Source organism: Streptomyces sp. NPDC028991 (assembly GCF_055564775.1).
The window spans coordinates 765,065-789,712 of record NZ_JBVHVP010000002.1; the positions used below are offsets into that span (position 1 = coordinate 765,065).

Annotated in this window: 26 protein-coding genes; 14 read left to right on the forward strand and 12 right to left on the reverse strand. The window is 72.2% G+C overall.

Features of this window, described 5'->3' with window-relative positions; all coding sequences use genetic code 11:
• Window positions 1-187: 187 nt before the first annotated feature.
• Complete coding sequence (locus tag ACZ4V1_RS07580; RefSeq protein ID WP_468330785.1) at window positions 188-1,051, reverse strand: transglutaminase-like and tetratricopeptide repeat-containing protein; 864 nt, start codon at window positions 1,049-1,051, stop codon at window positions 188-190.
• A gap of 17 nt (window positions 1,052-1,068) precedes the next feature.
• On the reverse strand, window positions 1,069-2,094 hold the full coding sequence (locus ACZ4V1_RS07585) for a GNAT family N-acetyltransferase (protein WP_468330788.1): 1,026 nt from the start codon (window positions 2,092-2,094) through the stop codon (window positions 1,069-1,071).
• Between the two features lie 140 nt (window positions 2,095-2,234).
• Here ACZ4V1_RS07585 and fdxA point away from each other — a divergent pair, with 140 nt between their 5' ends.
• Window positions 2,235-2,555 (forward strand): ferredoxin, encoded by a 321-nt coding sequence (fdxA, locus tag ACZ4V1_RS07590; RefSeq protein ID WP_003973842.1) that lies wholly within the window; start codon window positions 2,235-2,237, stop codon window positions 2,553-2,555.
• Between the two features lie 126 nt (window positions 2,556-2,681).
• Window positions 2,682-3,776 (forward strand): bifunctional succinyldiaminopimelate transaminase/glutamate-prephenate aminotransferase, encoded by a 1,095-nt coding sequence (locus ACZ4V1_RS07595; RefSeq protein ID WP_468330791.1) that lies wholly within the window; start codon window positions 2,682-2,684, stop codon window positions 3,774-3,776.
• A 117-nt stretch (window positions 3,777-3,893) separates the two neighbouring features.
• Here ACZ4V1_RS07595 and ACZ4V1_RS07600 read toward each other — a convergent pair whose 3' ends face one another.
• Both ACZ4V1_RS07600 and ACZ4V1_RS07605 read right to left on the reverse strand, forming a co-directional pair.
• Window positions 3,894-4,325: an ATP-binding protein gene (locus ACZ4V1_RS07600; protein WP_468330794.1), complete on the reverse strand. Its 432-nt coding sequence runs from the start codon at window positions 4,323-4,325 to the stop codon at window positions 3,894-3,896.
• 321 nt (window positions 4,326-4,646) lie between these two features.
• A complete protein-coding gene (locus tag ACZ4V1_RS07605; protein WP_468330797.1) occupies window positions 4,647-5,642 on the reverse strand; it encodes a heavy metal transporter in 996 nt (331 codons plus the stop codon).
• Window positions 5,643-5,726: 84 nt separating this feature from the next.
• Here ACZ4V1_RS07605 and dapE point away from each other — a divergent pair, with 84 nt between their 5' ends.
• Together dapE and ACZ4V1_RS07615 are read left to right on the forward strand one after the other, a co-directional pair.
• On the forward strand, window positions 5,727-6,806 hold the full coding sequence (dapE, locus tag ACZ4V1_RS07610; RefSeq protein WP_468330800.1) for a succinyl-diaminopimelate desuccinylase: 1,080 nt from the start codon (window positions 5,727-5,729) through the stop codon (window positions 6,804-6,806).
• A 108-nt stretch (window positions 6,807-6,914) separates the two neighbouring features.
• Window positions 6,915-7,673 (forward strand): LOG family protein, encoded by a 759-nt coding sequence (locus tag ACZ4V1_RS07615; protein WP_468330803.1) that lies wholly within the window; start codon window positions 6,915-6,917, stop codon window positions 7,671-7,673.
• A gap of 71 nt (window positions 7,674-7,744) precedes the next feature.
• Here the strand turns inward: ACZ4V1_RS07615 and folP are convergent, their stop codons facing one another.
• A complete protein-coding gene (gene folP / locus ACZ4V1_RS07620; protein WP_468330962.1) occupies window positions 7,745-8,605 on the reverse strand; it encodes a dihydropteroate synthase in 861 nt (286 codons plus the stop codon).
• Window positions 8,606-8,894: 289 nt separating this feature from the next.
• Between folP and ACZ4V1_RS07625 the strand changes: the two genes are divergently transcribed.
• Window positions 8,895-9,254: a DivIVA domain-containing protein gene (locus tag ACZ4V1_RS07625; protein ID WP_468330806.1), complete on the forward strand. Its 360-nt coding sequence runs from the start codon at window positions 8,895-8,897 to the stop codon at window positions 9,252-9,254.
• A complete protein-coding gene (locus ACZ4V1_RS07630; RefSeq protein ID WP_468330809.1) occupies window positions 9,251-9,850 on the forward strand; it encodes a DNA-3-methyladenine glycosylase I in 600 nt (199 codons plus the stop codon). The genes ACZ4V1_RS07625 and ACZ4V1_RS07630 overlap by 4 nt, the downstream gene beginning before the upstream one ends.
• Window positions 9,851-9,897: 47 nt before the next feature.
• Here the strand turns inward: ACZ4V1_RS07630 and chcB are convergent, their stop codons facing one another.
• On the reverse strand, window positions 9,898-10,701 hold the full coding sequence (chcB, locus tag ACZ4V1_RS07635; RefSeq protein WP_468330812.1) for a 2-cyclohexenylcarbonyl CoA isomerase: 804 nt from the start codon (window positions 10,699-10,701) through the stop codon (window positions 9,898-9,900).
• A gap of 369 nt (window positions 10,702-11,070) precedes the next feature.
• On the opposite strand from chcB, the gene ACZ4V1_RS07640 reads away from it, so the two are divergent.
• The gene (locus ACZ4V1_RS07640; protein WP_003966491.1) at window positions 11,071-11,238 is read left to right on the forward strand and encodes a DUF3117 domain-containing protein; all 168 of its coding nucleotides are present in this window, start codon (window positions 11,071-11,073) and stop codon (window positions 11,236-11,238) included.
• Between the two features lie 115 nt (window positions 11,239-11,353).
• Here ACZ4V1_RS07640 and ACZ4V1_RS07645 read toward each other — a convergent pair whose 3' ends face one another.
• A complete protein-coding gene (locus tag ACZ4V1_RS07645; protein WP_310875757.1) occupies window positions 11,354-12,052 on the reverse strand; it encodes an O-methyltransferase in 699 nt (232 codons plus the stop codon).
• Window positions 12,053-12,338: 286 nt separating this feature from the next.
• Between ACZ4V1_RS07645 and sigE the strand changes: the two genes are divergently transcribed.
• The 5 genes from sigE (at window position 12,339) to ACZ4V1_RS07670 (ending at window position 17,647) form a co-directional block, all read left to right on the forward strand.
• Window positions 12,339-13,010, forward strand: coding sequence for an RNA polymerase sigma factor SigE (sigE, locus tag ACZ4V1_RS07650; protein WP_468330815.1), 672 nt, complete (start codon window positions 12,339-12,341; stop codon window positions 13,008-13,010).
• A gap of 68 nt (window positions 13,011-13,078) precedes the next feature.
• The gene (locus ACZ4V1_RS07655) at window positions 13,079-14,017 is read left to right on the forward strand and encodes a zf-HC2 domain-containing protein (RefSeq protein WP_468330965.1); all 939 of its coding nucleotides are present in this window, start codon (window positions 13,079-13,081) and stop codon (window positions 14,015-14,017) included.
• Window positions 14,018-14,112: 95 nt separating this feature from the next.
• On the forward strand, window positions 14,113-16,113 hold the full coding sequence (locus tag ACZ4V1_RS07660) for a S1C family serine protease (protein ID WP_468330818.1): 2,001 nt from the start codon (window positions 14,113-14,115) through the stop codon (window positions 16,111-16,113).
• 148 nt (window positions 16,114-16,261) lie between these two features.
• The gene (locus ACZ4V1_RS07665) at window positions 16,262-16,729 is read left to right on the forward strand and encodes a sec-independent translocase (protein WP_468330821.1); all 468 of its coding nucleotides are present in this window, start codon (window positions 16,262-16,264) and stop codon (window positions 16,727-16,729) included.
• A 246-nt stretch (window positions 16,730-16,975) separates the two neighbouring features.
• Window positions 16,976-17,647 (forward strand): hypothetical protein, encoded by a 672-nt coding sequence (locus ACZ4V1_RS07670; RefSeq protein WP_468330824.1) that lies wholly within the window; start codon window positions 16,976-16,978, stop codon window positions 17,645-17,647.
• 78 nt (window positions 17,648-17,725) lie between these two features.
• Here the strand turns inward: ACZ4V1_RS07670 and ACZ4V1_RS07675 are convergent, their stop codons facing one another.
• From ACZ4V1_RS07675 to ACZ4V1_RS07685, 3 genes are read right to left on the reverse strand one after another with little or no spacing between them, the layout of a single operon-like run.
• A complete protein-coding gene (locus ACZ4V1_RS07675) occupies window positions 17,726-18,859 on the reverse strand; it encodes an Mrp/NBP35 family ATP-binding protein (protein ID WP_468330827.1) in 1,134 nt (377 codons plus the stop codon).
• 44 nt (window positions 18,860-18,903) lie between these two features.
• Window positions 18,904-19,503, reverse strand: a complete 600-nt coding sequence (locus ACZ4V1_RS07680; RefSeq protein WP_468330830.1) for a DUF1003 domain-containing protein — start codon at window positions 19,501-19,503, stop codon at window positions 18,904-18,906.
• The gene (locus tag ACZ4V1_RS07685) at window positions 19,493-20,785 is read right to left on the reverse strand and encodes a magnesium transporter MgtE N-terminal domain-containing protein (RefSeq protein ID WP_468330833.1); all 1,293 of its coding nucleotides are present in this window, start codon (window positions 20,783-20,785) and stop codon (window positions 19,493-19,495) included. The genes ACZ4V1_RS07680 and ACZ4V1_RS07685 overlap by 11 nt, the downstream gene beginning before the upstream one ends.
• Before the next feature lie 288 nt (window positions 20,786-21,073).
• Here ACZ4V1_RS07685 and ACZ4V1_RS07690 point away from each other — a divergent pair, with 288 nt between their 5' ends.
• Window positions 21,074-21,769 (forward strand): hypothetical protein, encoded by a 696-nt coding sequence (locus ACZ4V1_RS07690; RefSeq protein ID WP_468330968.1) that lies wholly within the window; start codon window positions 21,074-21,076, stop codon window positions 21,767-21,769.
• Window positions 21,770-21,857: 88 nt separating this feature from the next.
• Here ACZ4V1_RS07690 and ACZ4V1_RS07695 read toward each other — a convergent pair whose 3' ends face one another.
• Entirely contained in the window at window positions 21,858-22,370 is a 513-nt protein-coding gene (locus ACZ4V1_RS07695; RefSeq protein WP_468330836.1) for a hypothetical protein, read from the reverse strand.
• Window positions 22,371-22,403: 33 nt separating this feature from the next.
• Complete coding sequence (locus ACZ4V1_RS07700; RefSeq protein WP_468330839.1) at window positions 22,404-23,519, reverse strand: magnesium and cobalt transport protein CorA; 1,116 nt, start codon at window positions 23,517-23,519, stop codon at window positions 22,404-22,406.
• A 511-nt stretch (window positions 23,520-24,030) separates the two neighbouring features.
• On the opposite strand from ACZ4V1_RS07700, the gene ACZ4V1_RS07705 reads away from it, so the two are divergent.
• Window positions 24,031-24,627 carry a suppressor of fused domain protein gene (locus tag ACZ4V1_RS07705; RefSeq protein ID WP_468330842.1) on the forward strand — a complete coding sequence of 199 codons (597 nt, stop codon included), beginning with the start codon at window positions 24,031-24,033 and terminating at the stop codon, window positions 24,625-24,627.
• Window positions 24,628-24,648: the final 21 nt, after the last annotated feature.

The window sequence follows — 24,648 nt, forward strand, 5'->3', positions numbered from 1 at the left end:
ACGACCGCGAACGCCGGATCCCGCGCGAGGGGGCCGGCAGTACCCGCTCCAGCGCGAGGGGGCCGGCGGTACCGCCCGAAGGGGCACGGGGCTTCGCCGGTACACGGCTGCACCCGCGTGGACGCGACCAGCCACGTTCTCGCCGTGGCCGCCGACGCCACAGGTGCCGCGGCGGGACGTCGCAACCTCAGTTGAGCATGGCCCGAGCCACCCGTGCCTCCCCCCGCACCTGCTCCGCGACCGCCTCGTCCACCGCCCCCACGATCTCGGCGTACGCCTCCAGCTCCCCGGCCCCCGCCGCGAACTCCCCCCGCTGCACCAGCAACCGCGCCCGCTCGTACCGCAACCGCGCCGCGTGCGTCGGCAACAGCAAAGCCAGTTCGATCGCCCACAGCCCGACAGCCGACTGCTCGGGCCGGCCCGCCGCCCACGCCCGGACGTTGTTCAGGATCCGCGACACCACGTCCAGCGGTGCCGCGGGCTCCAGCATCGACGGCCGCAGCCCGGCCCCCGTCGCCCCGGCGACCAGCACCTCCGCGTCGCTCCCGCTGAGCACCCGGCCCCCGTCGAAGGGATCGGCGAGCACCCGCCCCTCCTCCGGCCCGAACTCCGGCCCGAAGCCGACCACGAAGTGCCCGGGCAGCGCGACCCCGTACACCGGGGCTCCCGCCCGCCGGGCGACCTCCAGCCACACCACCGACAGTATGATCGGCAGCCCGCGCCGGCGCCGCAGCACCTCGTGCAGCAGCGACGACTCCAGCCGCTGGTAGTCCGCGGCGACCCCGTGGAAGCCGTACCGCTCGCCGAGCAGGTCCCGCAGCGCCGCCGCCCAGGCCTGCGGCGAGCCCGGCCGGAACGGCAGCTGCCCGGCCAGCCGGTCGAGCTCCATCTGCGCGGCGTCCAGGCCCGCCTCGTCCAGCGCGCCGTCCGCCTCCGCGCCCACCAGCAGGCACAGCGTGGCCAGGTCGGGCCGCTCGGACCGGGCCTCTTCGGCGAACCGCCGCCGTACCTCGGCGGAGCGTTCCGGCGACGGGGGATGAGGATGACGCATGGCTGGCTCGTGCCCTTTCACGGCGATCGGTCACCGGTCGTTCCGGTGTTCGTGGGCTCCCGGTAGTGGTGGTACGCGTGATGCGCCGTGAAGCCCATGCCGGCGTACAGCGCCCGGGCCCCCGCGTTGTCCGTCTCGACCTGGAGCCACGCCGCGGACGCGCCCTCGTCGAGCGCCCGCCGGGCCAGCGCGGCCATCACCGCGGTCGCGAGCCCCCGGCGCCGCTGTGCGAGGTCGACCTCGACGGCCGCGAAGGAGGCCCACCGTCCGTCCACGACACACCGCCCGATCGCCGCCGGGGCGGCCGGGCCCGCACCGGGCACCGTCGCGAACCACACCGACGGTCCGGCGGCCAGCACCCGCAGGGCCACGTCGCTCACCCCCTTGCGCTGATACCGCGCCAGCCACGTCTCGTCCGCCTCCCGGGACAGGACCACACCGGTTCCCTCCGTCAGGTCGGCGACGGGAGCCAGTGCGCCGGTCCACACCTCGGCCGTCACCTCCCGCACCCAGCCGCGCCGCGCCAGCTCCGCGCACAGCGACTCCTGCGTGCCGGCGGCCCCGGTCGCGGTCTGGACGTACGCGGGCAGGCCCCGTTCGGCGTACCAGCGGCGTACGGCGGTCAGCGCCTCGTCGAGCGGCAGCCCCGGATCGCCGAGCGGCAGTACGGAATTGGCCCGCCGGGTGAACCCGGCGGCCGCCCGCAGCTCCCACTCGCCGAGCCGCTCGCTCTCCACGGGCCGCCAGGCCCGCGAGGCGACCCGTGCCAGCTCCTCGTACGAGGCGGCAGGCCCGCGTCGACGCGCGGGAGCCGACGGCACGACCTTCCCCGCGACCAACGCGGACTCCGGGATACGGACGGATTCGCCACCCTTCCGTGTGATCAGCAGCACACCGTCATCCCATGATGTGAGAACACCCACCGTGTCGGTGAACTTCCCGCCCGCGACACCCGGTTCGCTCAAGCGCCGCACGGAGACTCGTTTGCCCACGTCAGCAGCGGTGATACGGACCTCAAGGCGCCCAGCGGCAGAGATTTCCACGGGTCGGTACACCCCTCCTGTTCGGATCATGCCCAAGAACGGAGATACTAGAGGCGGGCATCGACGACGCCGCGCTCCCGCGCGCCAGGCGGCGGAGCCTCAGGAGGCCCGCCAGCGCCCTATCGAGGAGGAACGACAGCGTGACCTACGTCATCGCGCAGCCTTGTGTCGACGTGAAGGACAAGGCGTGCATCGAGGAGTGCCCGGTCGACTGCATCTACGAGGGCCAGCGGTCCTTGTACATCCACCCGGACGAATGCGTCGACTGTGGTGCCTGTGAGCCGGTCTGCCCGGTCGAGGCGATCTTCTACGAGGACGACACTCCGGAGGAGTGGAAGGACTACTACAAGGCGAACGTCGAGTTCTTCGACGAGCTGGGCTCGCCCGGCGGCGCCAGCAAGTTGGGGCTGATCGAGCGCGACCACCCCTTCGTCGCCGCGCTGCCGCCGCAGAACCAGTAGGAGCGGACCCGCACCGCGCCCGTCTCGGTCCCGTACGGCTGATCGCCCCCGATCGGTGCCGTGCGGGACCGAGGCGCTTCGCCCTGCGGCCGCACCGGCCGCACCGAAGAAAGTGAGCCAGTAACCGTGTCCGCAGTCTCCGACCGGCTTCCGACCTTCCCCTGGGACAAGCTGGAGCCGTACAAGAAGACGGCCGCCGCGCATCCGGACGGCATCGTCGACCTCTCCGTCGGCACGCCGGTCGACCCGGTCCCCGAGCTGATCCAGAAGGCCCTGATCGACGCGGCCGACTCCCCGGGCTACCCGACGGTCTGGGGCACCCCGGCACTGCGCGACGCGATCACCGGCTGGGTCGAGCGTCGCCTCGGCGCCCGGGACGTCACCCACCGCCACGTCCTGCCGATCGTCGGCTCCAAGGAACTCGTCGCCTGGCTCCCGACCCAGCTGGGCCTCGGGCCCGGCGACCGGGTCGCCTTCCCGCGGCTGGCCTACCCGACGTACGAGGTCGGCGCGCGGCTGGCCCGCGCGGAGTACGAGGCGTACGACGACGCGACCGAGCTGGACCCGACGGGCCTGAAGCTGCTCTGGCTCAACTCCCCGTCGAATCCGACCGGCAAGGTCCTGTCGAAGTCCGAGCTGACCCGGACCGTGGCCTGGGCCCGGGCCCACGGCGTCCTCGTCGTCGCCGACGAGTGCTACCTGGAGCTGGGCTGGGAGGCCGACCCGGTCTCCGTCCTCCACCCGGACGTCAACGGCGGCTCGTACGACGGCCTGGTGGCCGTCCACTCGCTCTCCAAGCGCTCCAACCTCGCGGGCTACCGCGCGGCCTTCCTGGCGGGCGATCCGGCCGTCCTCGGGCCCCTCCTGGAGATCCGCAAGCACGGCGGCATGATGACCTCGGCGCCGACCCAGGCAGCCGTGGTGGCGGCCCTCGGCGACGACGAGCACGTCCGCGTCCAGCGCGAGCGCTACGCGGCCCGCCGCACGGCGCTGCGCGAGGCGCTCCTCGGTCACGGCTTCCGCATCGAGCACAGCGAGGCCAGCCTCTACCTCTGGGCCACCCGCGACGAGTCCTGCTGGGACACGGTGGCCCACCTGGCCGAGCGCGGCATCCTGGTGGCTCCCGGCGACTTCTACGGCCCGGCGGGCGGGCACTTCGTCCGCGTGGCCCTCACGGCCACGGACGAGCGCGTACGCGCGGCAGTGGACAGGCTGGCCTGACCGCCTGACCGCCTGACCGCCTGACCGCCTGACCGCCTGACCGCCTGACACGCGAAACGCCGGGGCCCGGGGACGAACCCCGGGCCCCGGCGCCGCACAAGCCGGGCGCAGCCGCCGTCAGCCGACCGGCAGCCCCTGCACCGGCAGCCCGCCCGTGCCCAGCGCGTCCGTCGGCAGTCCGCCCTTCGTGGCCGTCTGGGCCGTGTCACCGACGACGTCCCCGGCGGAGCCCGCCGCGTCCCCGGCGGTCTTCTGGGCCACCGGGGTGGTCTTCTTGACGACCGAGCCGCCGGTCTTGCCCGCGGCCGGCACGGACTTCTTGACGGCCTTGCTGCCGGTGTCACCCGCGGTCTCGGTGACGCTCTGGGCCGCGGCGTCGACGGTGTTGCCGACGTTCGCCCCGTCCAGGGCGGTCAGTCCGCCGAGGTTCGGGGTGGCCGGCAGTTCGGGAGCCGCGCTGGCGGAGCCGGCCGCACCGACCCCGGCAGCCGCTCCCGCAGCGACGAGCAGCGCGGCACGGGCGATCCGGCGGGTCAGGGGGAGGGTCATGATGCTCCTTCGACGGAAGTCAATGATGAGGAATCGACCGTGTCCGGCGAGTGATCCGCCGGGCTCGGACGCAGTGACTACCGCTCGAAGGCCACGAAGGTTGCGGCGGCACAACGTAAAGAGTTGGTAATGCGTCGCATTATCAGGTGCACAGAAAAACGGGCAAAAGGACTCCGGTCGGAAAGTCTGCCGAATCCTTACAGCCCTTGATTTTCCTGGGCTCCGGCGGAATGAGGGATGACGGTCCGAAAACCCGCGCACCGCGTCGACCCGGCGCCGGTGCGGGTAACTCCCCGGAGTGACGACTCGTACGGGCGAGCGTTACCGGGCGGAGGTGATGCGGACCGATCCGGCGGCCCGTTCGGCGCCGCCGGCGCCGCCCGCACCCGTCGGGTGCCACTTGCTGTCGGTGTTTCCCGCGGTCCACTCACGGCCCGCGTAGGCGACCCGCTCGATGCGCAGCGAGGAGGCGTTGGCGACCGCCCAGTGCGCCAGCTGCCAGCCACGCTGCTCGAGGCGCTCCTGAGTGCCCGAGCCGGCGGTCACGGGCAGCGTCACGGTCCGCTCGCCGGAGCCGCCGGAGCCGCCGGAGCCGCCCGTGGTCGGTGGGGGCGAGGCCGTGGGCGCCGCCGAGCCGCCGTCCGAGGCTGCTCCGGCCGGCCGCAGCACGTCCTGTCCGAAGTCCCGTACGAGCGCCGCGCGGACCGCGTCCGGACCCTCGGCCCGGGCCGCGCCGGGGCGGCCCTCGCAGGTCAGCGTCGCCGCGGAACGGCCGGTCAGGGCGGCGGCGAGCAGCCTGGCGTCCGTCTCGTGCTTGGCGTAGGCCTGCGGGAAGCCGCTGCGCTGCACGCGCTGGGCGGCGACGGTCAGCGGGAGGCGCGTGTAGCCGGGCACCTCGACCAGATGGTCGTAGAACATGGCCGCCGAGTAGGCCGGGTCCATGATCTCCTCCGGGGTGCCCCAGCCCTGGGAGGGCCGCTGCTGGAACAGGCCGAGCGAGTCGCGGTCGCCGTAGTCGATGTTGCGCAGCGTCGACTCCTGCAGCGCGGTCGCCAGCGCGATCGTCACCGCCCGCTCCGGCAGGTTGCGCGCGGTGCCCACCGCGGTGATCGTCGCCGCGTTCACCGCCTGCTCCGGCGTGAACTCGTAGGTCGTCCGGTCGTCCCCGGCCGAGACGACCTTGCAGCCCGGAGCGCCCGCGCCCCCGGTGACGTACTGCAGCGCGAGGTACCCGGCGACCGCGAGCAGGACCATGGAGGCCGCGCCGGAACGGAGCAGGCGGCCATGGCGTTTGCGGGGTGGCGACGGCTCAAGCACGCGTACAAGGTACTGGAGGGTAGGGAGTGGTGTACGCCGGGTACGCGCAATGCCTGAAAGGGCAGGGGCGCTAGGGTCGAGGCCATGGCCGATACCCCGCTTGACCTCACGCTGGACGCCGCGGAGCTCACCGCGCGGCTCGTCGACTTCCCCTCCGAGAGCGGCACCGAGGAGCCGTTGGCGGATGCGATCGAGAGTGCCCTGCGCACCCTGCCGCACCTGGCGGTCGAGCGGTACGGCAACAACGTGGTGGCCCGTACCGACCTGGGCCGGGCGGAGCGGGTGATCCTGGCCGGCCACATCGACACCGTCCCGATCGCCGACAACGTACCGTCCCGGCTGGACGAGGACGGCGTCCTGTGGGGCTGCGGCACCTGCGACATGAAGGCGGGCGTCGCGGTGCAGCTGCGCATCGCGGCGACCGTTCCGGCCCCCAACCGCGACCTGACCTTCGTCTTCTACGACAACGAGGAGGTCGCCGCCGAGCTGAACGGGCTGAAGCACGTCGCCGAGGCGCATCCCGAATGGCTGGAGGGCGACTTCGCGGTGCTCCTCGAACCGTCGGACGGCCAGGTGGAGGGCGGCTGCCAGGGCACACTGCGGGTGCTGCTGAGGACGACGGGGGAGCGGGCGCACTCCGCGCGTTCCTGGATGGGGTCCAACGCCATCCACGCCGCCGCCCCGATCCTCGCGCGCCTGGCGGCGTACGAGCCGCGCTACCCGGTGATCGACGGCCTGGAGTACCGCGAGGGCCTGAACGCGGTCGGCGTCACGGGCGGGGTCGCGGGCAACGTCATCCCCGACGAGTGCGTGGTCACGGTCAACTTCCGCTACGCCCCCGACCGCAGCCCCGAGGAGGCCCTCGCCCACGTGCGGGAGGTCTTCGCGGACTGCGGGGTGGCGGAGTTCGTGGTCGACGACCACAGCGGCGCGGCCCTGCCGGGGCTGTCCCACCCGGCCGCGGCGGCCTTCATCGAGGCGGTGGGCGGCACCCCGCAGCCCAAGTACGGCTGGACGGACGTGTCGCGCTTCTCGGCGCTCGGCGTCCCGGCGGTCAACTACGGTCCGGGCAACCCGCACCTGGCGCACAAGCGCGACGAGCGGGTCGAGGTGGCGAAGATCCTCGCGGGGGAGGAGCGTTTGCGGTCCTGGCTGACCGCGTGATCGACACCGGGTTTACGCCGCTGCGCGACGGACATGCTGAGGTCCCTCGTACGTAACCCGCGTAGATCTACGCTGAGGTGGAAGAACCTGCGACTGGAGGGAGCGCGCATGGCTACCGGCAACCCCGAGGGCAAGAGGCGGCCACCGGAGGAGCAGCGCCTGGGCCCTGTCCTCCGGCGGCGGGGTCAGGTGCAGAAGAGCACCACGGACCAGCGCCTGCTGGACGAGCGTGCCCCGACCGACTGGGTCCACACCGACCCCTGGCGCGTCCTGCGCATCCAGTCGGAGTTCATCGAGGGCTTCGGCACGCTCGCCGAACTGCCGCCCGCGATCAGCGTCTTCGGCTCCGCCCGTACGGCGGCGGACTCACCGGAGTACGAGGCGGGCGTGCGGCTGGGCCGCGGCCTGGTCGAGGCCGGCTTCGCGGTCATCACCGGCGGCGGGCCCGGCGCCATGGAGGCGGCCAACAGGGGCGCCCTGGAGGCGAAGGGCACGTCGGTCGGCCTCGGCATCGAGCTGCCCTTCGAGCAGGGGCTCAACCCGTACGTCGACATCGGCCTGAACTTCCGGTACTTCTTCGTCCGCAAGATGATGTTCGTGAAGTACGCGCAGGGCTTCGTGGTCCTGCCCGGCGGTCTCGGCACCCTCGACGAGCTCTTCGAGGCCCTCACCCTGGTGCAGACCCAGAAGGTGACCCGCTTCCCCATCGTCCTGTTCGGCTCCGAGTACTGGGGCGGGCTGGTCGACTGGCTCCGCGGCACCCTCGTCGCCCAGGGCAAGGCCGCGGAGAAGGACCTCCTGCTCTTCCACGTCACGGACGACGTGGACGAGGCGGTGGCCCTGGTCTCCAAGGAGGCGGGGCGGTAGGCGAGGGCCAGAGGCCAGGGCAGGGACCAGAGGCCAGGGGCCAGGGGCCGGGAAGACGAGGCCCCTGGTGCCTAGGCCAGTCCCCGCCTGGCGACGGCGGGCTCCCGACGGCCCGCGATGGTCGCCACCATGTCCAGCACCTGCCGGGTCTCCGCCACCTCGTGCACCCGGTACACCCGCGCCCCCAGCCACGCGGACACCGCCGTCGTCGCCAGCGTCCCCAGCACCCGCTCCTTCACGGGCCGGTCCAGCGTCTCCCCGACGAAGTCCTTGTTGGACAGGGACACCAGCACCGGCCACCCCGTCTCCACCATCTCCCCGAGCCGCCGCGTCGCCTCCAGGCTGTGCCGCGTGTTCTTCCCGAAGTCGTGACCGGGGTCGATCATCACCGACTCCCGCGGGACCCCCAGCGCCACCGCCCGCTCGGCCAGTCCCAGCGTCACCTTCAGGATGTCGGCCATCACGTCGTCGTATGTCACCCGGTGCGGCCGGGTCCGCGGCTCAGCGCCGCCGGCGTGCGTGCACACCAGCCCGACCCCGTGCCGCGCGGCGACCTCCGCGAGTTTCGGGTCGACGCCGCCCCACGCGTCGTTGAGCACGTCGGCCCCCGCCTCGCACACGGCTTCGCCGACCTCGTGCCGCCAGGTGTCCACGCTGATCACGACGTCCGGGAACCGCCGCCGCACCTCCGCGACGAACCCCACCGTCCGCCGCGCCTCCTCTTCGGCGGACACCTCGTCCCCCGGCCCGGCCTTCACCCCGCCGATGTCGATGATCGCGGCGCCCTCGGCCACCGCCTGCTCCACGCGCGCGAGGGCGGGCTCGTCGCGGAAGGTCGCCCCCTGGTCGTAGAAGGAGTCCGGGGTCCGGTTCACGATCGCCATGATCACCGGCTCGTGCGCCGCGAATTCACGCCTGCCCAGCCTGAGCATCCCCTGTGACATCTCCTCGTCCATACCGTTCTCACGTCCCGCTCTCGACCCTTGGGGCGGACCGGCGGATCCGGCCTCCGAATCCGGTTCTCTCCGGTCCTCAGGTGCGGCTTCGACCGCCTGCGGCCCCGACTGTCAGACTCGCATGGCACGATCGGACCCGACACAACCCACTCCGACCCACTCGGACTCCTGGTCCGACTCCCAGTCCGACTCAGATCCAACCAGCCACGCGATCCGTCGAACCAACGCGATCGCCGCGCTCGACCCGACCATGGGGGCCTCAGCGATGGTCATGTTCCTGTTCCTCGTCGTCGCGCTGGCCGTCGTGGTCGCCGCGGTGACACTCGCCGTGGTGAGCGGCAGCGACAGCGGGCCGTTGCCCGACGCCGCCCCCGAGCGGCTGCGGGACTCCCTGCCCCCGGACCGGCCGGTGGGCCGCGCGGACGTGGAACGGCTCCGCTTCCCGCTCGTCGCCCGCGGCTACCGCATGGCGGACGTCGACGACGCCCTCGGCCGCCTCGGCGCCGAACTGGCCGAGCGCGAGGCCCGTATCGCCGACCTGGAGTCCGCGCTGGCCGGTGCCCGGGCCGCCATCGCCCACCAGCACGTCTCCATGGAGAAGCCGGCCCAGGAGGAGCAGCAGTGAGCGCCGAAGAGACCGTCGCCGGACCGGACGGCGCGCCGCGCTGCCCCTGGGCCCTGTCCACCCCGGACTACGTGACGTATCACGACGAGGAATGGGGCCGCGCGGTCCACGGCGACGACGCCCTGTACGAACGCCTCAGCCTGGAGGCCTTCCAGTCCGGCCTGTCCTGGATCACCATCCTGCGCCGCCGCCCCGGCTTCCGTACGGCCTTCGCCGACTTCGAGATCGCCAAGGTGGCGGCCTTCACCGACGAGGACCGCGAGCGGCTGCTCGCCGACGCGGGCATCATCCGCAACCGTGCCAAGGTCGACGCGACCATCGCCAACGCGCGCGTGCTGGCCGGGTGGGCCCCCGGCGACCTGGACGCCCTGATCTGGTCCCACGCCCCCGACCCGGCCGGCCGGCCGGTCCCCAGGACCCTCGCCGACGTCCCGGCCGTCACACCGGAGTCCACGGCGCTGTCCAAGGCCCTGAAGAAGCGGGGCCTGCGTTTCGTCGGCCCGACGACGGCGTACGCGCTGATGCAGGCGTGCGGACTGGTCAACGACCACCTGGCCGCGTGCGCCGCGCGCGAGAGCCCGTCCGGGGGAGCGTGAGGACGAGGCCGTCCCGGCACCCGCCGGGACGGCCGCCGGTCAGCGGCTCACTTGCCCAGGTAGCGCGGCTTCTCCTTGTCGACGAACGCCCGCACCGCGATCGCGTGGTCCTGCGAGGAGCCCGCCCGGGACTGGAGCTCCTCCTCCTTGTCCAGCGTCTCGGAGAGCGAGTGCGTCAGTCCGTACGCCACCGCCTCCTTCAGCGCCGCGTACGCCACCGTCGGGCCCTCCGCCAGCGCCCGCGCCGTCTGCTCGGCCTCGGCGCGCAGGTCGGCGGCGGGTACGACCCGGTTGGCGATGCCCAGTTCGTACGCCTCCCGGGCGCCGACGCTGCGGGGGAAGAGCAGCAGGTCGGCGGCGCGCCCGGGGCCGACGACGCGCGGCAGCGTCCAGGAGACGCCCGAGTCGGCGGTGAGCGCCACGCCCGCGAAGGACGTGTTGAAGGTGGCAGTCTCCGCGACGACCCGGTAGTCCGCCGCGAGCGCGAAGCCGAAGCCGGCCCCGGCCGCCACGCCGTTCACGGCGGCGACCACCGGCTTCCGCGCCTCGGCGAGCGCCCGCACGATCGGGTTGTAGTGCTCGCGCACCGTGCTCATGGTCTGGCCCGAGCCCGTTTCCCGGTCGGCGGCCAGCAGCCCGATGTGCTCCTTGAGGTCCTGGCCCACGCAGAACGCGCGCTCGCCGGCCGCGGTCAGCAGTACCGCCCGTACGGCCTCGTCCGCCGCCGCGGAGCGCACCGCTTCCCGGAGTGCGACCTTGGTCTCGATGTCCAGCGCGTTCATCGCCTCGGGGCGGTTCAGCGTGATCGTCGCGAGCCCGTCGCTCACCTCGTAGAGCACGGTGTCGGCCATGGGTTCCCCTCCGCGTCGTGGTCGTACGTCGTGGTCGTACGTGTGTGTCCGGGACACAGCATGACGGAGATCACCGGCAACGGTTCACTCAGGAGATGTGACCTGCGTCAAAGAATTCCGGTCCGTATCCATTCGGCGGAAGTGGGCGAGGGCGCGCAGTATCGCAGTCACATCGCCGAATTGAGTGGTTTTGCTCGCGTGCGTTGCCCAAGCGATGCCGACCGATGTTGGTCATCGGGTCCTGGGATGCGGGATAATGGCTGGGAAGCAATGTGTTCGATGCCGGTGTCGCGCGTCCATGCCGGACTGCGCGTGCCCTCACGGGCCGTCGGCGGTGACGGTGAGCTGGTATCAGGAAGGGGAACGAGCATGGCGGCCATGAAGCCGCGGACGGGCGATGGCCCGCTCGAGGTGACCAAGGAGGGGCGGGGCATCGTCATGCGCGTTCCGCTCGAAGGCGGCGGTCGACTCGTCGTCGAGCTGACCCCCGACGAGGCCGACGCGCTCGGCGACGCCCTCAAGAAGGTCGTCGGCTGACGCGCGAGCGACCATACCCGTTCAGTCGCCCCGGTACCGCACATGGTGCCGGGGTGATTGTTTTCTGTTTTCACACGAGACCCCGGGATTTTCCGCGTGTCCCGGGGCGGTCATTTCACCGCTTGACGGCACACAGCAGTCCGTCGCCCACCGGCAGCAGCGACGGCACCAGTTCCTGGCTCTCCCGCACCGCGCGCAGGACTTCCCGCAGCCGCAGCACCTCGGTGGGCTGCGGGCCGGAGTCGATCGTCCGGCCGGCACCGAAGACGCCCTCGAAGGCGACGAGACCTCCGGGGCGCAGCAGGCGCAACGATTCGGCGAGATAGTCCAGGTACTCCAGACGGTCGCCGTCGCAGAAGACCAGGTCATAACCGGCGTCCGCGAGCCGGGGCAGCACGTCCAGGGCGCGGCCCGGAATGAAGCGGGCCCGGTTGCTGGCGAAGCCCGCGGCCCGGAACGCCTGGCGGGCGAACTGCTGGTGCTCCGGCTCCGGGTCGACCGTGGTCAGTACCCCGTCCGGCCGCATGCCGTGCAGCAGGTGGATCCCGGAGACGCCGCAGCCGGTGCCGATCTCCGCGACGGCCTTGGCGTCCACGGCGGCGGCGAGCAACCCCAGCGCGGAGCCCGTGCCCGGGGTCACCGAACGCAGGCCCGCGTCCCGGGCCCGGTCGCGTGCCCAGAGCAGCGCGTCGTCCTCGGCGACATAGGCGTCGGCGAACGCCCAGCTCGTCTGCCGGTTGCCGGTAATGACCCTCTCCTGTCCCCGTCGTTGCCTCGGCGTGACTGTATCCGTTGGCGTCGGGAACCCGCAGATGGGACCGGTCGTTTAAAGGGGGGAGTAAAGAGACGACCGAGCGGCCGGGGCCGGGACGGGGCGGCGAATGGACCAGGGCGTCGAGCAAGTGCTGACGCAGCCGTACGAGCCGTGTCAGCCCGGATCAAATTTTCGTAAAACCGCTTATCCGGAGCTAACGGGCGAGGTGGCTATGGTAGGGGCTCCACTGGACACCACCAGAGCCGACAGGGGAGGTGCGGCCGCACACGCGGATCGGGGAGGAGTGCTTCGGCGCTTCCTCGGATCGGCAGGCAGGCCGAAATCCGTGAACGACACCGCTGCTGACCACAGCCACGCCAACGGTCCCACCACGGGACACGCCCAGACCGCGACCTTCTCCAGCGACGCGGACGGGCAGGCGTGGACTCCGCCCACCTGGGAGGAGATCGTCAGTACCCACAGCGGCCGGGTCTACCGCCTCGCCTACCGCCTCACCGGCAACCAGCACGATGCCGAGGACCTCACCCAGGAGGTCTTCGTCCGCGTCTTCAGGTCGCTGTCGACCTACACGCCGGGCACCTTCGAGGGCTGGCTGCACCGCATCACCACCAATCTCTTCCTGGACATGGTCCGCCGCAAGCAGCGCATCCGCTTCGACGCGCTCGGCGACGACGCGGCCGAGCGGCTGCCCAGCAAGGAGCCCAGCCCTCAGCAGGTCTTCCACGACGCCCACTTCGACGCGGACGTCCAGCAGGCCCTGGACACCCTCGCGCCCGAGTTCCGCGCCGCCGTGGTCCTGTGCGACATCGAAGGGCTGTCGTACGAGGAGATCGCCGCGACCCTCGGCGTCAAGCTCGGCACGGTCCGCTCCCGGATCCACCGCGGCCGTTCCCAGCTGCGCAAGGCACTCGCGCACCGGTCTCCCAAGGCGCGTGCCGAGCGTCGCTCGTTCGCGGCCCGTGTTCCCGCACTGGGAGGAGGGGGCACGAGCGCGTGAGTGGATCACGGCCGAAACCCGAGGGACACCTCGCAGAGCAGCATCTGGGAGACCGACTCTCCGCCCTGGTGGACGGCGAGCTCGGTCATGACACGCGTGAGCGTGTACTGGCGCACGTGGCCACCTGCCCGAAGTGCAAGGCAGAGGTGGACGCACAGCGCCGACTGAAGAACGTCTTCGCGGAAGCGGCCCCGCCGGCCCCGTCCGAGAGCTTCCTGGCCCGCCTCCAAGGGCTTCCCGGAGGAGGCGACACCGACGGTGCCGGCGGCTCGCCGCTGGGCGGCGGAGGGTTCGCCGGCGGCCTCGACGGGGTCTTCGGGACGAAGCGCGGCGAGCGGTTCGAGTTCGACTACGTGCCCGCCCGGCCGCACTCCACCGTGCTGTCGCCGTCCTCGCCGGGGCCGTCCTCGCCGGGACGGGGCTTCCGGATCCACGACGTGAGCCGGCACGAGTCCGAGCGGTCGTCCTCGCGCGGCCTGCGGTTCGCCTGCGCGGCCGCCGGCGCGGTGTCGCTGGCCGCGATCGCGCTGGGCGGTGTCACCGTCGGCACACCGGACGCCACCACGGAGGCCCGCGGCTCCGGGAGCGGCAGCAATGCGACGCCGACGCGCACCCAGGGCGCGGGAGTGGTCGCGGGCTCCGAGAGCCAGCGCCGCCGCGGGGGCGGTCCGCTGCTCGGGCAGGCCCAGGGACAGCGGGCGCTCGGCGACACCCCCGTAGCGCCCACCACGATGTCCGCTCCGCTGCTGCCCGGGATGCCCGCCCCCGCGGGCACCGATCCGCGGCAGCAGGCCCTGCGGGCACTGACGACCCCGGTGACGGCCGGTGCCGCCGCCATGTCCCCGCTGATACGTCCGCTCGAAGCGGTCCCGCCGCTCGCCCTGAGCTCATGGTCGACGGCCCCCGAAGTGAGGCCGCCCGGCCTGTTCGCCGCACCCGTCCCCGACCCGGTCCCGTCTCCCTACCCGATGGCGTCTCCCGCCGCCTCCCACCGTCCGGCTCCCTGACCGGGCTCTGCGCGCCGGCCCGCGAACCTGATTGAATCCGGGGTGGCACCAGAGCCCTTGGAGCCGACGATCTGCGGCCAGCTGCGGGGGAGAACATGAACGAGGGGAAGCCCACGAAGGCGAAGTGGTGGAATCGTCCCCGCTCGTCCGAAGACGCGACCGGGGGCGACTTCGAACTGGAACGCCCTCGCACGGCCCACACCACCGGCACCGGTGACGACGTGGCCGACGTGGCCGACGGGGGCGCCGGCGGCGACCGGACCGACTTCGAACTGGCCCGCCCGGCGCCGGCCCGCGTGGTCGACGAGGGGGACTACGAGCTGGACCGGCCGGCGCCCCGGACGGACGGACACACGGACGGACACACGGACGGACACACGGACGCCGATCCGCACGGGGGCGCCGAGGCCGCTGCTTACACGGACACGGACACGGCCCCGGGCACGGAAACCGCCCCGGACGCGGGCACGGACGCCGATGCCCGTGGCGCCGGCGCGGCTCCGTACGGGAGCGCGGGTGCCGACGCCGCCCGGGACATGGGCGTGCGGCCTGACCCCCGTGGCGGTGATGGCGGCGACGTCCTGGCCGTGGCGTCCGTCGCCGAACGCCCCAAGCCGCTGCACGACCCCGACCCGTACAGCACTCCGCCGTACGGCGAGCCGGGTCCCTGGGCCCCCGCTCCGCCGGTGCAGCATCCGGCGGCGACGCCGGCGCACGGCACGGTGGCGGCGGGACTGCCCGCCTCCGGCCCGCCGCCGGCAGCGGTGCCGTCGCAGGCTTCGCCTCCGGGGGCGGTGCCCGGGCCGGCGCCGGCCGATGCCCCGCCACCCGCCCCGCCGGAGGCACCGGCGGCCCCCGGGCCGGGCGGTGAGGAGCAGGGAGGCGGCACCGATCCCTGGGGGCGTTACGACCCCTGGGCCGCCTCGGCCGCCGCGCCCCTCCAGCACAACGGTGCGGTCGCGCCGACGCGGGAGCAGCGCCGTAAGCGGGCCGGAAAGGCGATCGTCGGGGGCGCGCTGCTGATCGCCCTGGTCTCCGGCGGCATCGGCGGCGCCCTGGGCACCTACCTGGAGCGGAACGGCGGCGTGGGGACGGTGGAGCTGCCGCAGGCCGGCAAGGAGGCGGCGGAGCGGGCGCCGGACAGTGTCGCCGGGATCGCCGCCCGGGCCCTGCCCAGCGTGGTGACCCTGCACGTCAGCGGCAGCGACGCCGCAGGTACCGGCACCGGGTTCGTACTCGACGACCGCGGCCACATCCTGACCAACAACCACGTGGTGGAGCCGGCTGGATCCGACGGCGACATAACCGTCACCTTCAACAGCGGCGACACCGCCGAGGCGACGGTCGTGGGCCGCGACGGCGGATACGACCTCGCCGTCGTGAAGGTGAAGGGCGTCAGCGGCCTCACCCCCCTGCCCCTCGGCAACTCCGACAACGTGCGGGTCGGCGACCCCGTCGTCGCCATCGGCGCCCCCTTCGACCTGGCCGGCACCGTCACTTCCGGCATCATCAGCGCCAAGGAGCGGCCCATCACGGCGGGCGGCGAGGAGGGCGACGGCAGCGACGTCTCGTACGTGGACGCGCTGCAGACCGACGCGCCCATCAACCCCGGCAACTCCGGCGGCCCCCTCCTGGACGCCCAGGGCCGCGCCATCGGCATCAACTCCGCCATCCGGTCCGCCGACGGCGGCGGCACCGAGTCGGACGGCGGCCAGGCCGGCTCCATAGGACTCGGGTTCGCCATCCCCATCAACCAGGGCAAGCGCGTCGCCGAGGAACTGATCAACACCGGCAAGGCCACCCACCCCGTCATCGGCATCACCCTCGACATGAACTACTCCGGCGACGGCGCCCGCGTCGGCGCCAAGGGCAGCGACGGCGGCCCCGCGGTCACCACGGGCGGCCCCGGGGCCGAGGCCGGGATCAGGCCGGGGGACGTGATCACCGCCGTGGACGGCCAGCGCGTGCACTCCGGCGAGGAACTCATCGTCAAGACCCGGGCCCACCGCCCCGGCGACCGCCTGGAGCTGACACTCGAGCGCGACGGCGAGGAGACGAAGGTCTCACTGGTGCTCGGCTCCTCCGACGGGGGCTGAGCGGCAGGGCACGTCCGTACAAGGCGCCAGGAAGGCAAACAATCAGGAAAGCGTCCGCATACACGCACTCGGGGCTCACGGGACGGTACCGGTCGGACGGTGTCGCCGGGTACCGTGGTGGCGGCCCGGACATCCCAAGGAGCTTCAGGTGTTCAATGACATAGGCGCACTAGAGCTGGTGACGCTCGTCGTCCTCGCCGTGCTCGTCTTCGGTCCGGACAAGCTCCCCAAGGTCATCCAGGACGTGACGCGCACCATCCGGAAGATCCGGGAGTTCTCGGACAGCGCCAAGCAGGACATCCGGCAGGAGCTGGGCCCCGAGTTCAAGGACTTCGAGTTCGAGGACCTCAACCCCAAGACGTTCATCCGCAAGCAGCTGGACAACGAAGAGCTGGGGCTCAAGGAGATCCGCAACGGCTTCGACCTGAAGAAGGAGATGGCCGAGGTCACCGACGCGGTCCACGGCCGTGAGCCGGACTCGTCGTCGGGCTCCTCATCGGGTGCGTCGTCCGGCTCCTCGTCCGCGGGCTCCACCGGCGGCCGCATCGACATGACCAAGAAGCCCGAGACCCCCGCCCTCGACGACCGTCCGCCCTTCGACGCGGACGCCACCTGAGTCCAGCCCACGGGCCGCGGTACGGCACGGGAGCCGACCCCGTCGCCATGACGTGACGTGTCTCACACTCCGGACGGGGCGTACAGGGCCTGAAGGCGACGCCCGGGCGGCCCACGCGCCGGGCGATTTCCCGGCTGCCGCCAGTGGTGTGGCTATGCTGCCCGAGTTGTTGTGCGGACCGGACGAGTGCGCCCGAACGGGGGCGGGCCGTTCCGTTCCGACGAGAGCGAGGAGGCGTCCGGGCACATGGAGACGACGAGTCAGGCGGTCGGGCAGACGCCGGGCACGGAGGATGGACAAGACGTCCCCTCCGCCCGGCGGACGATCGACGGCTACCTGCGTGCGCCCTTCCCGTGGTACGGCCTCGACGAGGCCTTCACAGGGCGGCGCTGGCTGATGCAGGTCGGCACGGCGGCCGACGGAACCGTGGAACACGGCTCGATCGGGCACGGCGACGAGCCGTCGGTGCGCAACGAGCACGTGTCCGGCGACGACCAGGACGCCAAGGAGAAGTTCGCGGTCGTCGTGACCGTCGCGGCCAACCCCGACCGGCGCAGCGCCGACGGCACGGGTCTGCTGGAGGCCACCTCGGTTTCCTCGGCGGCCTGGCTCGCCGGGGTGGGGCTGCTGTCCTTCACCTGGCCCGGCCAGATGGACCACTCGCTGCGCGACGACTGGCTGGAGCAGCAGACCGAGACCGCGTGGGTCCTCGCGGACGATCTCGGCGGAACGGACTGGTCGACGCTGTCCCTGCCCGTGGACGGCGTGCCGACGCGGTTCCACTACCGGGAGACCGAGTTCGGCTGGGTGCTCGCCGGCTCCACCGAACAGGGCGTCCACCTGGGCGCGTACGGCAGGGGCATGAGCGCGTACGGGCTGGCCTTCTCCGTGGTCAAGGACATCGCCGCGTACGAGTAGAGGGCGCCGGCGCACGACGAGGGGCGCCGTCCCGGCGGACAGCGCCCCCAGTCGCGTACGACGGTCCCGTACGCGGCGTCAGAACTTGTTCTTCGGCGTGATCCCCAGCGACAGCCCCGAAAGGCCGCGCTGACGCCCGCCCAGCTTCCCGGCGATCGAGCGCAGGGCCGTGCCCGCCGGGGAGTCCGGGTCGGTCAGGACGACCGGCTTGCCCTCGTCGCCGCCCTCGCGCAGGCGGACGTCGATCGGGATGGAGCCGAGGACCGGTACCGACGCGCCCGTGGTGCGGGTCAGGCCGTCGGCGACCGACTGGCCGCCCCCGGTGCCGAAGACGTCGACCATCTCGCCGCAGTGCGGGCAGGGCAGCCCGGACATGTTCTCGACGACGCCGACGATCTTCTGGTGGGTCTGGACGGCGATGGCGCCCGCCCGCTCGGCCACCTCGGCCGCGGCCTGCTGAGGGGTCGTCACGACCAGGATCTCGGCGTTCGGCACGAGCTGCGCGACGGAGATCGCGATGTCGCCGGTGCCGGGCGGCAGGTCGAGCAGCAGGACGTCCAGGTCGCCCCAGTACACGTCCGCCAGGAACTGCTGGAGCGCGCGGTGCAGCATCGGGCCGCGCCAGACGACCGGCGCGTTGCCCGGGGTGAACATGCCGATCGAGATGACCTTCACCCCGTTGGCCGAAGGCGGCATGATCATGTTCTCGACCTGGGTGGGCTTCCCGTCGGCGCCCAGCATGCGCGGCACGGAGTGGCCGTAGATGTCGGCGTCGACGACACCGACCTTCAAGCCGTCCGCCGCCATCGAGGCCGCCAGGTTCACCGTCACCGAGGACTTGCCGACGCCGCCCTTGCCGGAGGCGACCGCGTACACCCGGGTCAGGCTGCCGGGCTTGGCGAAGGGCACCTCGCGCTCGGTCTGGCCGCCGCGCAGGGCGTTCGCCAGCTCCTTGCGCTGCTCGTCGCTCATCACGTCGAGCTCCACGTCCACCCGCGTGACGCCCTCGACGCGGGAGACCGCGTCCGTCACGCGCTGCGTGATGGTGTCCCGCATGGGGCAGCCGGAGACCGTCAGGTACACGGCGACCGCGACCGCTCCGTCCACGCCGATCTCCACCGACTTGACCATCCCGAGCTCGGTGATGGGGCGGTTGATCTCGGGGTCGTTCACCGTCGCCAGTGCTTCGCGCACCGCGTCTTCCGTAGCCATAGGGTCGATGGTACGGCGCCGCCCACCCGGCGCGGAAAGCCCCGTCAGCGGTCGTGTACGTCACGCCCCGCGGACCGGTCCGCCGGGAATACCCCGCGGTCGGGGTGGTGGCCGTTCTGCCGCTCCTCCAGGTCCCTGAGCACGTCCTGCAGCTCGGAGCGGATCCAGTCCCTCGTCGCGACCTCGCCGAGGCCGATGCGCAGGGCGGCGATCTCCCGCGTCAGGTACTCGGTGTCGGCGATCGACCGCTCGTTCTGCTTGCGGTCCTGCTCCAGGTTGACCCGGTCCCGGTCGTCCTGCCGGTTCTGCGCGAGCAGGATCAGCGGGGCCGCGTAGGAGGCCTGGAGCGACAGCATCAGCGTCAGGAAGATGAACGGGTACTCGTCGAAGCGCAGGCCGCTCGGCGCGGACACGTTCCACACCACCCACAGGATGATGACGAAGGTCATCCAGACGATGAACCGCCCGGTGCCCAGGAACCGCGCGACGCGCTCCGACAGCCGGCCGAAGGACTCCGGGTCCCACTCGGGCAGCAGCCTGCGGCGCGGCGGGCGGGGCTGGTCCAGGCGGGCCCGGGTACGGGAGGCCGCCGTGGCTCCCGACGCGGCACGCTCACGGGGCGGGGTCTCGCGCTCAGGCACCATCGGCGCTCACCTCCCCCGCCGTCTCCGCCAGGTGGTACTCGGTCTCCCGCCAGTCGTCGGGCAGCATGTGGTCCAGTACGTCGTCCACGGTGACCGCGCCCAGCAGCGACCCGGAATCGTCGACGACGGGCGCCGCGACCATGTCGTACGCGGCGAAGAACCCGGCGACCACGGGCAGCGCGGCGTCCGGATCCAGGGGTTGCAGGTCGTCGTCGATGATCGAGCCGACCAGCGTGTACGGGGGGTCGCGCAGCAGGCGCTGGAAGTGGACCGTGCCCAGGTACTTGCCGGTCGGCGTCTCCTCGGGCGGCCGGCAGACATAGACCTGGGCCGCGTGCGCCGGGGACAGGTCGGGATTGCGGATGTGGGCCAGGGCGTCCGCGACGGTCGCGTCGGGCCGCAGCACGATCGGCTCGGTCGTCATCAGACCGCCGGCCGTGTGCTCCTCGTACGCCATCAGCCGCCGCATGTCGGCCGCGTCGTCGGGCTGCATCAGGCTCAGCAGCCGCTCCTTGTCCTCCTCGGGCAGCTCACCGAGCAGGTCGGCCGCGTCGTCGGGGTCCATCGCCTCCAGCACGTCCGCGGCGCGCTCCTCCTTGAGCTTGCCGAGGATCTCGATCTGGTCGTCCTCCGGCAGCTCCTCCAGCACGTCGGCCAGCCGGTCGTCGTCGAGGGCGGCTGCCACCTCGGCGCGGCGCTTGGCGGACAGGTGGTGCAGGACGTTGGCGAGGTCGGCGGGGCGCAACTGCTCGAAGGTGGCGAGGAGGTTCTCGGCGCCCTGCCCCTGCTCCTCCACGGAGAAGCCGGTGACGCCGGACCACTCGACGGTCAGCGTCTCGCCCTTGTTGCGGCGGAAGGCGCCGCCCTTCTTCCCCTTGCGGACGAAGACCTTGTCGATCTCCCAGTCCCGGCGGGCGGGCAACTGCTGCACCGACAGGTCCAGGACGGTGACCTCCTCGCCCGTCTCGGTGAGGGTGACCCGCCGGTCGAGCAGCTCGCCGAAGACGAGGCGCTCGGTGGGGCGCTGCTCGAAACGCCTGACGTTGAGCACCCCGGTGGTGATGACCTGACCGGACTCGATGCCGGTGACGCGGGTCATGGGCAGGAAGATGCGGCGGCGGGTGGCGAGTTCGACGACCAGGCCGAGCACCCGCGGCGGTTTGCGGGCGACGCGGAGCATGACGACCAGATCGCGTACGCGTCCCACCTGGTCGCCGGCCGGGTCGAAGACGGCGATGCCGGAGAGATGGGAGACGAAGATCCGGGGGGCGCCCGCTGCCATGGCCGCGGCTCCTTTTCGTAAGCGTGGTTCAGGGTGTGTGAGGGCTGTTTCGTACGGTGCCTCTTTTCCGAATTGCCCGCTCGGACGGGCTTCAGGCTAGCCCGTCCCGAACGGCTCCGCCCTGGTGGCCGGTCCGGACGGACTGGCTCCGTTCGCCGTGCACGGCCCCGGTACGCTGCGGTACGCCGCTGGGTCCCGTCTCCCCGCCGGCCCTTGCCAGTCCTCGTCAGAAAGGCAGTCCCACCTGTGTCTGCGACTCCCCGGCGCCGAATCCGCAGGGCCGCTGTGATGGGCGCGGTGTGCGCCCTGGCGGTGACGGGATCGGGGCTGACGGGATGCAGTAGCGAGGACCCGGACGCGGGTACCAACGGCGTCGGGAAACTCTCGGCCGACAAGATCCAGGCCAAGGCCCGCACGGTCGCCGAGTCCGCCGAGGCGGTACGGCTGCACGGGACCGTGGCCGCCGGCGGGAACACGTACACCCTCGACATGCGGCTGAAGCCCGACGGAGGGACCGGGTCGGTAGCCGCGGAGGGGACGACGTTCGGGCTGCTGCGCGTCGGCGAGCAGCTCTTCCTCAAGGCCGACGCCGGGTTCTGGAGTCATGACGGCGGGGACGCCGCGGCGGCGGAGAAGCTGGCCGGCAAGTACGTGAAGGTGCCGCAGAGCGACCCGGTGTACAAGAAGTTCAGCGGCTTCACGGACAAGGACGTCCTCCTCGGCGGTCTGCTGACCCTGCACGGCAAGGTGGAGACGGACGGCCGCCACGAGCAGGCGGGCGTGCGCACCGTCCGGATCACCGGCGACCAGGGCTCCGGCGGTTCGCTGGACGTCTCCCTGGAGGGCACGCCGTACCCGCTGCGCCTGGTTCGGGCGGGCAGCGCGGGCACGCTCAGCTTCTCGGACTGGAACAAGGACTTCGCGCTCAAGGAGCCGGCGGAGGACGAGACGCTGGACTACGGCAAGCAGTTGCCGACGTCCTGAGAGTGCTGTTCGGACAGGCCCGCTGCCGGACCGCACTCGGCGGCCACCCACCGATCAGCCGCGTGAACAACCCTGCGGGTCGATACGCCTAGCGCTTCTTCCGGCGCTTCAGCAGCAGACGCGGCAGCCCCGCCGGGGCCGGTTCGCGCGTCGTGGCCGGGCTCGGCAGCGGGGCCTCGGCCAGCGAACCGTCGGGCAGGGGCGCTGTCGCCCCCGTCGGCTCCAGGCGCAGCACCCGGCACTCGCGGGCCCAGCGGTCGGTCATGGCCTCGCCGTCCGGGGCGTTCAGGCGCTTGCCCTTGAGGTCGGCGACCGCCGCCTGCCAGGCCTCGGAGCCGGCCGGCAGCTCCACGACCCGGGCGGCCCAGGAGACCAGCCGGCCCCCCTTGTCCTTGCTGCGCACCGTCACCTCGGCCGCGGCCCCGTCGGCCAGCCCCGGCAGCGGCTGCTCGCCGGGGCCGTCGCCGATCACGCAGGCCGCGCCCTCGTGCCAGATGTGCCACAGCGCACGGGCGGGCGCCCCCGGACCCCGGACCCAGATGAGGCCGGACTTCTTCGTGGCCTCCTCGACGAGGGCCTGGTCGAGCAGCTCGCTTGTCATGCGGTCAGCCTATCCAGGCCGGTCCGGCGCCGGTCAGAGCCAGCCGTTGCGCTTGAGCGTGCGGTGGATGCCCAGACAGAGGCCGACCGTGATCGACAGCACCAGCGGGTAGCCGAACTTCCAGTGCGTCTCCGGCATGTAGTCGAAGTTCATGCCGTACACCCCGCACACCATCGTCGGCACGGCGATGATCGCGGCCCACGAGGTGATCTTGCGCATGTCCTCGTTCTGCGCGACGGACGCCTGGGCCAGGTTGGCCTGGAGGATGGAGTTCAGCAGCTCGTCGAAGCCGATGACCTGCTCCTGCACCCGTGCCACGTGGTCGGCGACGTCCCGGAAGTACTTCTGGATCTCCGGGTCGATCAGCCGCATCGGCCGCTCGCTGAGCAGCAGCATGGGCCGCAGCAGCGGGGCCACGGCACGCTTGAACTCCAGTACCTCGCGCTTGAGTTGGTAGATCCGGCCGGCGTCCGTACCGCGCGGCGTACCCTTGCGGCCCGGTGAGAACACCTCCGTCTCGACCTCGTCGATGTCGTCCTGCACCGCGTCGGCGACCGCGATGTAGCCGTCGACGACGTGGTCGGCGATGGCGTGCAGCACCGCCGAGGGGCCCTTGAGCAGCAGCTCGGGGTCCTCCTGGAGCCGGTGCCGCAGCGCGCGCAGCGAGCCCTGCCCGCCGTGCCGCACGGTGATGAAGAAGTCCCGCCCGGTGAAGCACATGACCTCGCCGGTCTCCACCACCTCGCTGTTGGCGGTGAGCTCGTCGTGGTCGACGTAGTGGACGGTCTTGAAGACCGTGAACAGGGAGTCGTCGTAGCGCTCGAGCTTGGGCCGCTGGTGGGCCTGGACGGCGTCCTCCACGGCCAGCGGGTGCAGTCCGAACTCCCGGGCGATACCGGCGAACTCGCCCTCGGTGGGCTCGTGCAGGCCGATCCACACGAACCCGCCGTCGCGGCGCACCTGGCGCATCGCCTGGTGCGGGCTCAGCGGCGTGCCGGTCTCGACGCGCGCCCCGTCGCGGTAGACGGCGCAGTCGACGACGGCGGAGGCGGTCGCCGGGTCGCGGGTGGTGTCGTAGGCGCCGCTGTCCTTGCGCAGAGAGACGCGGGACGGGCGGACCGCGGCGCGCAGGTCACGGATCATCGACATGGCAGGCTCCTTCGCGACGGGGCAGCGAACGGGGCCGGTGACGGGTGGAACCACCCGGAATGAGGACGTCCTGACTACGTGCGTTCGGCACGTCCACAAAGCGGAGAGCACCGCACCGTCGCGGTGGCCGACTTCGCTGCTGATTCAGCTGCTGATCCGGATCGATGGACCGGGTCAGGCAAAACGAGACGAAGTGCTCTTCCCTGTGCAGGCGCGCGGGCGGAAAGCGGCGACGGGAGAAACCGGAGCGGCTGTGTCAGCGGCCGGAAGAGCGGGTGGTACTGCACGGTCGACTTCGGTCCATGCCAGCCCCACCTCCTCCGGCCGGTCCCTCGTGAGGGACGATCGATTCCCCTCGTTTAGAGGGGTTCCCCGTAGGGGAGTCTTCATAGCGTCGGGAGCTTGATCGCGACGCACTGCGTGCTGCCCCGAACGGCTGGGCCAGAGTACCAGTCACCCGACGTGTCAAGGCGCCGCTTCGCCTCTTCGCCGCGAGTTCTATGCTCGCCGCATGGCTGATGTTCTTCCTCTGGTCGAGGCCCGGTTGCGCAGCGCGCTGGGCGAGCCGGACGCGCGCGCGGCGGTCACCTTCGTCGGCACCGACCGCATCGAGGTGCTGCGCTTTCCCGGCGGTGGCCAGGAGGGCGGCATCGTGCGCTACGCCACTCTCGGTATGTCGTCGCAGCCCATGGCGGACCCCACGGCCGTGCTCGCCGACCCGGTCAAGGGGCCCCGTGCCGAACTGGTCCTCTCCGTCCGGGCCGGTCTCGCCGACACCGACAAGGTGCTCCGCCCGCTCGCCGTGCTGGCCGCGTCACCGCAGGTCGAGGGTGTGATCGTGGCGCCCGGCGCTTCCCTGGACGTCGGCGGTGCGCTGTGGCCCGGGGCGCCGTTCACGTCGGTCCTGGTCGCCGAGCCGGGCGGCCTGGTCGAGGACCTGGAGCTGGACGTCCCGCTGGACCCCGTACGGTTCCTGCCGCTGCTGCCGATGACCGCGAACGAGGCGGCCTGGAAGCGCGTACACGGCGCGCAGGCCCTCCAGGAACGCTGGCTGACGCACGGGACGGATCTGCGCGATCCGTCCCGCAGGTCCGTCCCGCTCGAGTGACGCAACTCACCTGACCCCGCC

Bases quoted from the DNA above. Each gene is read 5' to 3' on its own strand.
- dapE (WP_468330800.1), top strand. From the start codon at position 5,727: ATGGCCGATACCCCGCTTGACCTCACGCTGGACGCCGCGGAGCTCACC.
- ACZ4V1_RS07685 (WP_468330833.1), bottom strand. From the start codon at position 20,785: ATGGCAGCGGGCGCCCCCCGGATCTTCGTCTCCCATCTCTCCGGCATC.
- ACZ4V1_RS07600 (WP_468330794.1), bottom strand. From the start codon at position 4,325: ATGACCCTCCCCCTGACCCGCCGGATCGCCCGTGCCGCGCTGCTCGTC.
- ACZ4V1_RS07660 (WP_468330818.1), top strand. From the start codon at position 14,113: ATGAACGAGGGGAAGCCCACGAAGGCGAAGTGGTGGAATCGTCCCCGC.
- ACZ4V1_RS07615 (WP_468330803.1), top strand. From the start codon at position 6,915: ATGGCTACCGGCAACCCCGAGGGCAAGAGGCGGCCACCGGAGGAGCAG.
- ACZ4V1_RS07690 (WP_468330968.1), top strand. From the start codon at position 21,074: ATGGGCGCGGTGTGCGCCCTGGCGGTGACGGGATCGGGGCTGACGGGA.
- ACZ4V1_RS07580 (WP_468330785.1), bottom strand. From the start codon at position 1,051: ATGCGTCATCCTCATCCCCCGTCGCCGGAACGCTCCGCCGAGGTACGG.
- ACZ4V1_RS07670 (WP_468330824.1), top strand. From the start codon at position 16,976: ATGGAGACGACGAGTCAGGCGGTCGGGCAGACGCCGGGCACGGAGGAT.
- ACZ4V1_RS07705 (WP_468330842.1), top strand. From the start codon at position 24,031: ATGGCTGATGTTCTTCCTCTGGTCGAGGCCCGGTTGCGCAGCGCGCTG.
- ACZ4V1_RS07640 (WP_003966491.1), top strand. From the start codon at position 11,071: ATGGCGGCCATGAAGCCGCGGACGGGCGATGGCCCGCTCGAGGTGACC.
- ACZ4V1_RS07700 (WP_468330839.1), bottom strand. From the start codon at position 23,519: ATGTCGATGATCCGTGACCTGCGCGCCGCGGTCCGCCCGTCCCGCGTC.
- ACZ4V1_RS07625 (WP_468330806.1), top strand. From the start codon at position 8,895: ATGGTCATGTTCCTGTTCCTCGTCGTCGCGCTGGCCGTCGTGGTCGCC.
- ACZ4V1_RS07680 (WP_468330830.1), bottom strand. From the start codon at position 19,503: ATGGTGCCTGAGCGCGAGACCCCGCCCCGTGAGCGTGCCGCGTCGGGA.
- ACZ4V1_RS07675 (WP_468330827.1), bottom strand. From the start codon at position 18,859: ATGGCTACGGAAGACGCGGTGCGCGAAGCACTGGCGACGGTGAACGAC.
- folP (WP_468330962.1), bottom strand. From the start codon at position 8,605: ATGCTCAGGCTGGGCAGGCGTGAATTCGCGGCGCACGAGCCGGTGATC.
- ACZ4V1_RS07695 (WP_468330836.1), bottom strand. From the start codon at position 22,370: ATGACAAGCGAGCTGCTCGACCAGGCCCTCGTCGAGGAGGCCACGAAG.
- chcB (WP_468330812.1), bottom strand. From the start codon at position 10,701: ATGGCCGACACCGTGCTCTACGAGGTGAGCGACGGGCTCGCGACGATC.